This window comes from Bombilactobacillus bombi (genome assembly GCF_013607485.1).
GTDB lineage: Bacteria > Bacillota > Bacilli > Lactobacillales > Lactobacillaceae > Bombilactobacillus > Bombilactobacillus bombi_A.
Genome location: NZ_SCHP01000051.1, coordinates 1 through 6,748, shown reverse-complemented (window position 1 = coordinate 6,748; position 6,748 = coordinate 1). Strand labels below are relative to the sequence as shown.

8 protein-coding genes are annotated in these 6,748 nt (G+C 37.4%); all 8 read left to right on the top strand.

Going from position 1 to position 6,748, the window contains the following annotated elements:
* Positions 1-194: 194 nt before the first annotated feature.
* Positions 195-668, top strand: coding sequence for a ribosome maturation factor RimP (rimP, locus tag EQ827_RS07275; RefSeq protein WP_258231817.1), 474 nt, complete (start codon positions 195-197; stop codon positions 666-668).
* Positions 669-683: 15 nt separating this feature from the next.
* Complete coding sequence (gene nusA / locus EQ827_RS07270; protein ID WP_181190338.1) at positions 684-1,826, top strand: transcription termination factor NusA; 1,143 nt, start codon at positions 684-686, stop codon at positions 1,824-1,826.
* 20 nt (positions 1,827-1,846) lie between these two features.
* Positions 1,847-2,155 carry an RNase P modulator RnpM gene (rnpM, locus tag EQ827_RS07265; RefSeq protein ID WP_181190337.1) on the top strand — a complete coding sequence of 103 codons (309 nt, stop codon included), beginning with the start codon at positions 1,847-1,849 and terminating at the stop codon, positions 2,153-2,155.
* The gene (locus EQ827_RS07260) at positions 2,152-2,457 is read left to right on the top strand and encodes a L7Ae/L30e/S12e/Gadd45 family ribosomal protein (protein WP_181190336.1); all 306 of its coding nucleotides are present in this window, start codon (positions 2,152-2,154) and stop codon (positions 2,455-2,457) included. The genes rnpM and EQ827_RS07260 overlap by 4 nt, the downstream gene beginning before the upstream one ends.
* 13 nt (positions 2,458-2,470) lie before the next feature.
* The gene (gene infB / locus EQ827_RS07255; protein WP_181190335.1) at positions 2,471-5,146 is read left to right on the top strand and encodes a translation initiation factor IF-2; all 2,676 of its coding nucleotides are present in this window, start codon (positions 2,471-2,473) and stop codon (positions 5,144-5,146) included.
* Positions 5,147-5,156: 10 nt separating this feature from the next.
* Positions 5,157-5,507 carry a 30S ribosome-binding factor RbfA gene (rbfA, locus tag EQ827_RS07250; RefSeq protein WP_181190334.1) on the top strand — a complete coding sequence of 117 codons (351 nt, stop codon included), beginning with the start codon at positions 5,157-5,159 and terminating at the stop codon, positions 5,505-5,507.
* Between the two features lie 116 nt (positions 5,508-5,623).
* Positions 5,624-6,523, top strand: a complete 900-nt coding sequence (truB, locus tag EQ827_RS07245) for a tRNA pseudouridine(55) synthase TruB (protein ID WP_181190333.1) — start codon at positions 5,624-5,626, stop codon at positions 6,521-6,523.
* A gap of 5 nt (positions 6,524-6,528) precedes the next feature.
* Positions 6,529-6,748: adenylyltransferase/cytidyltransferase family protein (locus EQ827_RS07240; protein ID WP_181190332.1), on the top strand; the 220-nt coding region annotated here is incomplete at its 3' end.

Here is a 6,748-nt window from a genome sequence, read left to right as displayed (position 1 = left end):
GTTCATACTGGTTCTATTATATCTGATTACTTAATCGTATAGGATTGCGGTGTAATACTTGAAAATTATTGGTTGAGGTTATATAATAATGCTTAAGTTGATTTCACATGACGAGTGAGCAGGAATGCTCACTCTTTTTATTGCAGATTGGCGATAAGTAAAATAAATAATTTGTGATTGAAAGGGGTGTTGTTTTGGAAACAGTCACAACTGAAATTAAAAAAATGGTCCAACCAATTTTAGATGTTCATGGTTTTTATTTAGTAGATTTAGAGTATGTCAAAGAAGGCCCAAGCTGGTACTTGCGCCTTTATATTGATAAGCCTGGTGGTATTGACATCGAAGAGTGTGCCTTGGTTAATCAAGAATTGAGTGATAAATTAGATGAGCAGGCTCCTGATTTGATTCCCAATGCTTATTTTCTCGAAGTTTCTTCACCGGGAGCAGAACGTCCATTAAAAAATGAACAAGATTTAAAAATGGCTCTTGGTCAATATATTCATGTGAGTTTATATCAAAAGCAGGATAAACAAAAAATATTTGAAGGTATTTTATTGGCCTATGATTCAGAACATCTACACTTACAGTGCAAGCAAAAAACAAAATTGCGTGAAGTTGTATTAGAACGTAAGAATATTGCAGCCATGCGTTTAGCAATCGAATTTTAAAAGGGGATAACAATAATGAGCAAAGAATTAGTTGATGCATTATCAGAATTAGAAAAAGAGAAAGGCATCGACAAAAATGTTATTATTGAAGCAATGGAAGCTGCCTTAGTCTCGGCTTATAAACGTAATTTTGGTCAAGCCCAAAATGTGGATGTTAATTTCAATGAAAAGACAGGCGATTTTCACGTTTATACAGTGAAAGAAGTGGTGGCAGAAGTTGCTGATGAGCGTTTAGAAATCAGTTTAGAAGAAGCTCAACAAATCAATAAGGGTTATGAAATTGGTGATCATATAAACTTTGAAGTTACACCAAGTAACTTTGGACGAATTGCGGCACAAACGGCTAAGCAAGTAGTTATGCAGCGGGTACGCGAAGCAGAGCGTAATAATATTTTTAATGAATACAGTCAATATCAAGATGAAATCATTCAAGGTATTGTGCAAAGACGTGATAATCGTTTTGTTTATATTAACTTTGGTCATGTCGAAGCGGTAATGGGCCGCACGGATCAGATGCCGGGAGAGTCTTATCAGCCACAAGATCGCCTCAAAGTTTATGTATCTAAAGTGGAAAATACTACAAAGGGACCGCAAATTTTTGTTTCACGAACTCATCCCGAATTGGTAAAGCGTTTATTTGAACAAGAGGTCCCAGAAATCTATGATGGAACTGTAGAAATTGTGTCGATAGCCCGCGAAGCAGGTGATCGCACCAAAATTGCAGTCCGCTCCGAAAATCCTAACGTAGATGCTGTAGGAACAACTGTTGGACCTCGAGGGCAACGGGTACAGGCAGTGGTTGATGAACTTCATGGTGAAAATATTGACGTAGTAGAATATGAAGATGATCCTTCTGATTTTATTGCAAATGCTTTAAATCCTGCCGAGGTTATCGCTGTTCAATTTGATGATGAAACTAGACCTAAATCTTGTATTGTTATTGTGCCTGATTACCATTTGTCTTTAGCTATCGGGAAAAAAGGACAAAATGCTCGTTTAGCTGCTAAATTAACAGGCTTTAAAATTGATATTAAGCCGGAATCAGAAGTAGAATTTGTTGATGATGATAGTACTAATTCTTCTGAGGATAATATTGAGGACGATTCACCAATGACTACTGATTCAGCTTTAGAAGATGATAATCCTGCGGAGAGTTAAATTTAAGGTGGTGATTTTTCTTGAAACAAAGAAAGGTTCCAATGCGTAAAGATGTTTTAACTAATGAAATGGTGCCTAAGCGTTTATTAGTAAGAATTGTACGTAATAAAGAAGGCGAAGTCACTTTAGACCCCACTGGGAAAAAACCTGGACGTGGTGCTTATGTTGGCTTGAATCCTGATGATGTTAAGCAGGCAGCAGCTAAACATACGCTGGATAAAGTGTTACAGACCAAGCTTTCAGATGAATTCTATCAAGAATTATATGAATATGTTGACCACCAAAAGGCCCGCTTGGATTTGTGTGGCGAATTGGGTAAGAAACATTGAACAAACAAGCAGTTTTAAATTTATTAGGTTTAGCCTTTAGGGCTCAACGGGTAACTAGTGGTCAACAATTAGTAGTTCAGGCTATTAGAAAACAAGAAGCACAGTTTGTGTTTTTAGCACAAGATCTTAGTCCAGCTTCCAGCAAAGAATTGACGTTTGAATTACAAAAACGGCAAATACCGTTTACTAATAGTTTTTCGCAAGCAGAGTTAAGTCAGGCTATTGGACGTTTACGAAAAGTAATAGCCGTAACTGATCCTGGATTTGCGCAGCGATTTAAAGAGTTAACCAGCATTAATTAAGGAGTGTGAATTTATGGGAAAAAAGCGTGTATACGAACTAGCAAAAGAATTATCCATCCCCAGTAAAAAATTAGTAGATTTAGCCCAAAAAAATAAAATTGAGGTTTCTTCACATATGGCAGTTTTATCTGACCAGCAACAAGCACAATTAACACATATTGTTCAAGGACAAAAATCGACTTCTACAACAAATAATCAAACTCAAAAATCTTCTAAAACCAAAATTAAAGTGACTGCCATTAGGCGTTCAGAAAAGAAAAAAGTTGCTCCTAAAACAACTAACACCGTAAAGCACGAAAATTCGGCTCAACCAAGCGCAACCCAAGCTAAAAAAACTGCTAACCGCTCAAGCAATAATAACAATCGGCGACAACACAATAACAATGGCCGTAATCGTTTTAATCAAAATCGAGCTAACAATGATCATCGCTCAGCAATGATTAATAGTGCTAGTGCAGGTCGAAAGCACTTGGCACAATATAAGCAAAATGCTCAAGCTTCGGTAGCTGAAGTAGAGCAAGCCCGTCAAAAACCGGCTAAAAAAGCAAGTCATACAGCACATAATAATGAACAACGCCGCAGTAATGAGACCCGCCGTAATAATACTGCTGTTCCGCATAATAATGCGCGTCCACAACGTAATAATAGCAATACGCAGCATCGAGCAAATTCACAAACCAGAGCTTCTGCTCCTTCTAAGCCAAGTGTTCAAAAAACCGTAACTTCAACGCCAGTTGCTGCTGTCCCCGTTACTGAGAAAAAGGCAGCTGATACAAATAAGCGACAGCACGAATTTACTAATAATCGTCGTAAAAATGATTTTACTAACTATCGTAATCGTCCTAAGCATAAAAATAAAAAGAAATTACACAAACAGCAACAATCAACCCAACCAAAGAAACCAATGCCACAACGTAAGGAGCGGCCATTACCAGAAACTTTGGAATACAGTGTGGGTATGAATGCCCAAGATTTGGGTAAATTGCTTCACCGTGAGCCAGCAGAAATTGTTAAAAAACTGTTTATGCTAGGGATTATGGTCAACCAAAATCAATCTTTAGATAAAGACACAATTGAATTATTGGCCACTGATTACGGCATTGATGCAGCAGAAAAAGTTGAAGAAGATCTTACTGATTTAGACAATATTTTTGAAGAAGAAGTCAGCAATACTGCTAATTTGGCCCAGCGTCCACCAGTAGTTACTATTATGGGTCACGTTGACCATGGTAAAACCACTTTACTTGATCGTCTCCGTCATACTCATGTTACAGAAGGTGAAGCAGGGGGAATTACCCAACATATTGGTGCCTATCAGGTGCGTTTAGATAATCGTTTAATAACTTTCCTAGATACTCCAGGACATGCTGCCTTTTCTAATATGCGAGCACGTGGAGCCGACATTACAGATATTGTAATATTGGTAGTGGCGGCCGATGATGGTGTGATGCCTCAGACTATTGAAGCAATTAATCATGCTAAAGCAGCTAAGGACCCGATTATTGTTGCTATCAATAAAATTGATAAGCCTGATGCTAATCCGCAGCACGTAACTGAAGAATTAATGCAATACGATTTGATTCCTGAAGATTACGGTGGCGATACAATTTTTGTAAATATTTCTGCTAAGCAAGGAACTGGTATTGATGACTTATTGCAGATGATTTTACTGGAAGCTGATGTCTTAGAATTAAAAGCCAATCCTCAACAAAAGGCAGTAGGAACTGTAATTGAAGCACGCTTAGATAAGGGACGTGGCCCAGTTGCTAGTTTATTAGTTCAACAGGGTACTTTGCATAAGGGTGATCCAATTGTAGTCGGTAATACTTTTGGTCGTGTACGGGTAATGACCGATGATCGTGGTCGACGTATTAAAGAAGCTTTGCCATCCCAACCAGTTATGATTACTGGCTTAAATGATGTGCCTCAATCAGCAGATAAGTTTGTTGTTTTTGACAGTGAAAAATTAGCACGTTCAGCTGGTGAAGAAAGAGCTAAAAAAGCCCAAATTCAAGAACGCAAGCGTACTAATGCAGTAACCTTAGATAACCTGTTTGATACGATGAAACAACAGAATATGAAAAAAGTTGATGTAATTATTAAGGCTGATGTTCAAGGTTCTGTAGAAGCACTGCGTAATAGTCTAGAAAAGATTGATGTTGAAGGTGTACGGGTTAATATCATTCATGCGGCTGCTGGAGCAATTACCGAAACTGATGTCACTTTAGCTTCTGCAAGTAACGCAATTATTATTGGCTTTAACGTCCGTCCGACCAACCAGGCTAAAATTCAAGCTGATGAAGAAAATGTTGACATTCGTTTGCATAATGTTATCTATAATGCGATTGATGAAATTGAATCAGCTATGAAGGGTATGCTTGAACCAGTTTATGAAGAAAAAGTTACCGGGAATTTAACTGTCCGTGAAACCTATAAGGTTTCGAAATTGGGAACTATTGCTGGATGTATAGTGGACTCTGGTTTGATTCAACGTGATAGTGGTGTTCGTCTAATTCGAGATGGCATTGTAATCTATGAAGGTAAATTAACATCTCTTAAACGCTTTAAAGATGATGTCAAAGAAGTCAAGCAAGGTTTTGAATGTGGTTTAATGATAGAAAATTATAACGACATTAAAATCGATGATCAAATTGAAGCCTATATTATGCAACAAGTTCCTGTAGAATAGGAGGAAATTAATGAAATATCGTGTAGGACGGGTTGAACAAGAGATTCAGCGCGAAGTGAATGATATTCTCCTCAAACGTGTTCGTGATCCACGAGTTAATGAGATTACAATTACTGGAGTAGATGTTACGGGTGATTTGCAGCAGGCAACGATTTACTTTAGTGTTCTTTCTGAAACTGCTAGTGATGCTCAAAAAGCGCAAGCAGGATTGGATAAAGCCAAAGGACTAATTCGGCGAGAATTAGGTCAACGACTTTCAATTTATAAGACTCCAGAATTAATCTTTAAACAAGACCAGTCAATACGTTATGGGGAACGTATTGATGAATTGATTAAAAAATTGCATGAAAAAGAGCAATAAACAATAGCCGGGAAACCGGCTATTTTATTATTTAAATATGCTATACTTTATAGATGTGAACAAAATTAGTAGCCTTTAGAAAGAATAAGGTTAGGTTACTTAAAGAGGTAAAACATGTGAATGGAATTATTCCCTTATATAAACCGCGAGGTATGACCAGTGCAGATTGTGTTTATCAGTTGCGGAAAATTCTGCATGAAAAAAAAATAGGTCATACTGGAACTTTAGATCCAGAAGTTGATGGTGTTTTAGTAATCTGTGTAGGACAAGCAACTAAGCTTGTAAATTTATTAATGCAAAAACCAAAAACCTATCAAGGTCAAATCACCTTAGGAGTTGCTACTACCACAGAAGATGCCACCGGCGAAATCATTCAACAAACAAAACTTTTGCAGCCCTTTACTACAGAACAAATTGTTCAGACAATGCAAAGTTTATGCGGAACTATTCAGCAAACTCCACCACTTTATTCAGCAGTTCGAGTGAATGGAAAACATTTATATGAATATGCACGTGCTCACCAAAATGTTGAACGACCGACACGGACAGTGGAAATTTATCGCTTTGAGTTAAAGAACCATCCTTGTTGGCTGCAAGAAGCCGGCCAACAAATAATTGATTTTACTGTTCAATGTTCTAAGGGAACTTATATACGGACATTGGCAGTTCAATTAGGTGAACAGCTACAGGTGCCAGCTCATATGAGCCAATTAACGCGTATTACAGGTGGTGGCTTTGAATTGGCTAATACTGTTAGTTTGGAACAAATTAAAGTGCAGGTAGATGCGGCTCAAAGTGATTTTTTACTTCCGATTAGTACCATCTTTCACCACCTTCAACGTTACAATTTAAATACTGAACAATGGCAACAGGTACAAAATGGTCAGAAATTGACTTTACCAAGTATTAAGGCCCAGCAAGTGGCTTTATATTACAAAGATATTTTAAAAGCTATTTATAATTATCATTCTAATTCTTATGAGCCCCAATTGATGTTGCTCAAAAATGATAGGTGAATATTATGCAAGTTCAAGAAATTGATTTTCCGTGTCAAATAAAAATTATTAATCAACAGCCAATAGTATTAGCAGCAGGTTTTTTTGATGGAATTCACTTAGGTCACCAAAATGTGATTAAAACCGCTGTTCGTTTGGCACATAATAAACATCTTCCTTGTGGAGTCATGACTTTTGATCGTCACCCAGCAACCGTGTTTGGAACTATTCCACCAGAAAAATATC